The organism is Pseudomonadota bacterium, from assembly GCA_030860485.1.
In the GTDB taxonomy this organism is placed as follows: Bacteria; Pseudomonadota; Gammaproteobacteria; order JACCXJ01; family JACCXJ01; genus JACCXJ01.
The window spans coordinates 1-2,818 of the sequence record JALZID010000104.1 but is presented as its reverse complement, the minus strand read 5'-3'; the positions used below and the strand labels follow the sequence as shown (position 1 = coordinate 2,818).

Annotated in this window: 2 protein-coding genes; one reads left to right on the top strand and one right to left on the bottom strand. The window is 61.5% G+C overall.

The features are described from left to right. Window positions 1-566: 566 nt before the first annotated feature. A complete protein-coding gene (locus M3461_06105) occupies window positions 567-1,016 on the bottom strand; it encodes a pilin (protein ID MDQ3773953.1) in 450 nt (149 codons plus the stop codon). 610 nt (window positions 1,017-1,626) lie between these two features. On the opposite strand from M3461_06105, the gene M3461_06100 reads away from it, so the two are divergent. After that, complete coding sequence (locus M3461_06100) at window positions 1,627-2,571, top strand: IS110 family transposase (GenBank protein MDQ3773952.1); 945 nt, start codon at window positions 1,627-1,629, stop codon at window positions 2,569-2,571. Window positions 2,572-2,818: the final 247 nt, after the last annotated feature.

Genomic DNA, 2,818 nt, shown 5'->3' with positions numbered 1-2,818 from the left:
CACTCCCCTATCCGCGCTGCCTTCGAGAGGCTTCAAACCCTCATCGACCAAGCCTGCCAGGAGGCACAACTCGCCACCAGATAAACTTGACTCATTTGCATCACATTTCATGATGCAAGTACTCTAGTATATCGTGCTGGATTCTGGATGCAAGGCTGGGCAAGTCTCGAGAAAGCGCGCCACGCCTGCCGTGCGATCGCCCTTGTGTCTTGCGCCGACCTTTCGGGTGCGCGGACAGCGTGCGTACGTGGCGCATAACCGAAACCACGGGGAGGACGACGCGGAGCAAAAAGAAAAGCCATTCGCGGGGAGGGACTTTGGAGTTGCGGTGGGTGCCCGGAGGCGCCGCGGTGGCTGTGAGGGTGGTTTTCCGGATTTCGCTTCGCTCCATCCGGGCTACGATGGGTACGTTGCGGATATCCGTGGTGGCCGATCGTAGCCTCGGTGAAGCGCAGCGGAACTTAGGGAACGACGCCTGTCCGGCAAAAGAAAAGCCCCTCGCGGGGAGGGGCTTTGGAGTTGCCTTGGTTTCCCGGATTCGCTGCGCTGCATCCGGGCTACGCTGGCTACGGCGCTACGGGGCGGCAGTTCGCAGGACGGTATTTGGCCGCGAGGGTGCCACCGGTGCAATTCCAATCGATAGAGTTTCCCGGCGGCGTACCGGTGGCAAGAGCGGCGCCACCAGAAGTCGGAACCATTGTTATTGTGCCGCCACCAGCGAGCGCGGTATATGTAATGGTGATGGTACCGACGCCGGCCGCGCCACCGCTAACGCCAACGCTCGTTACTGCATCGGTTTCCGTTGGAGGCGTCCATCCCGCATCGAACTCGCCACCGACTGCTGCGTTTTCGGTGACCGTGGTCTTTGCCGCAGCGGCGAGCCCTAGACCTTCCGTCACCCTCGCGCGGACGGTGTAATCCTGATACGCCGGAATGGCAACCGCCGCCAAGATACCGATGATCGCCACGACGATCATCAACTCAATCAATGTGAAACCTTGCTGGTACTTCTTCATGTATAAAACTCCTATTGAGGTTGAACTGTGTTGGGGGGTCCGATAGCCCTGGACAGTGTCGTAACGTGACGATCGAACTTGAGCTTCACGACCGGGCATCATCCCTTCCGCCCGCGGTCGTTAGCGGGCATTAGGCCTGAGTGCAGCGGGTGTGCCAGCTTACCCTCGACTCAGGTGGAATGCCGGAATGGGCGGGATGGAAGCGCGTGCGGGGCGCGTTCGGCCTTGCGGATACGGGCGAAACGGGTGGCGGAGTTGACGCGGCGCGTCGGCTTGTGACGAGGTGCGTCAGCTTCGGTGAGGGGTTTACCCCCACCCTGACCCTTGTATGTTGCTTTCATGGCTTGTAGACAGACAGAATGATGAGCGGTGGAGGTTGTGAGCAATGGGGCATGCGGGGGAGACCCCCTGCGCTTTTTTATCTCTATGGCCCCGTGTCGCCGTAGGCGAACGGTTCACAGACTCTACGGCTATCCACCGGTTCGGTGTGGCAGCTCGTCCGACCCTTGGGACCGCGAGCCCGTGGGGGAGCGTTGGGCGCCGCACCGTGTCTCTGCATAACCCGAACGGTTGCTTGGGCCCGTGAGCCCGCATTTTTGCAAGGCTGGGTATGAACGAGAATACTGAGATCTTTGTTGGCATCGACATTTCCAAGGACACCCTGGACCTAGGATTTCGTCCCTCCGGACAGAGCGTTAGCCTTGCCCACGACGAGGTAGGCATCACCGAAGTGATGCACCGGTTGAGCGAGGCCAAACCGCAGCTCATCGTCCTGGAGGCCACGGGCGGCCTGGAGCTCGATCTGGCTACTCGCCTGATGGTAGCGGGGTTGCCGGTGGTGGTGGTCAATCCCCGTCAAGTCCGGGACTATGCCAAGGCCACGGGGCAGCTGGCCAAGACGGATCGGATCGACGCCTTGGTACTGGCGGATTTCAGCCGCGCCATCCGGCCCAAGGTGCGCCCGATCAAGGATGCGGCCACCCGAGAGTTGGACGATCTGGTGACCCGCCGACGCCAGTTGGTGGAGATGCGTGTTCAAGAGTCTCTGCGCCTGGCGCGTGCCTCGAAGGCGCAGCAGAAAAGCCTGAAAAGGCACATCGCCTGGTTGGACAAGCGCATCGCGGAGTTCGATACCGAGTTGACGAAGCGGTTACGCACAAGCCCAGCCTGGCGCGCGAAGGACGACCTCCTGCGCAGCATCCCGGGGGTGGGGCCCACGACCTCCGCGACCCTGCTCGCCCAACTGCCGGAACTGGGCACCCTGGACCGCAAGGCCATCGCGGCATTGGCCGGTGTTGCACCACTCGCCAACGACAGTGGACAACACCGCGGCAAGCGCCGCATCTGGGGCGGGCGTGCCGAGGTGCGAAGCGTCTTGTACATGTCGACGGTCACCGCCATCCGCTGGAACGCCGCGATCAAGGCCTTCTCTGACCACCTGAAGGCGGCCGGGAAACCCGCCAAGGTAGTCATCGTCGCCTGCATGCGCAAGTTGCTGAGCATCATGAACGCCATGCTTAAGTCCAACTCACCCTGGACCGCCAAAATCGCTTGACAAGAAACACGGTTGCTCCCCCGTCCGCAAAAAGCACGGACAGGGGAGGGAGTTTCTCGGTGACGTCCCGGAGGGAGCGCGATCTTGTCTAGGGTACTTGAAATACGTTTGGCTAAGTTCTTTCACAAACTGTGCGGGGAAACGCATGAGGAATGAAATCCTGCTGATCCTGGCCCTGGCGGCCGGTCCGGTGTGGGCCGAGCCGACCCACCGGGTGTTCGTCACCAACGAGCGTGGCGATTCGATC

Bases quoted from the DNA above. Each gene is read 5' to 3' on its own strand.
- M3461_06100 (MDQ3773952.1), top strand. From the start codon at position 1,627: ATGAACGAGAATACTGAGATCTTTGTTGGCATCGACATTTCCAAGGAC.
- M3461_06105 (MDQ3773953.1), bottom strand. From the start codon at position 1,016: ATGAAGAAGTACCAGCAAGGTTTCACATTGATTGAGTTGATGATCGTC.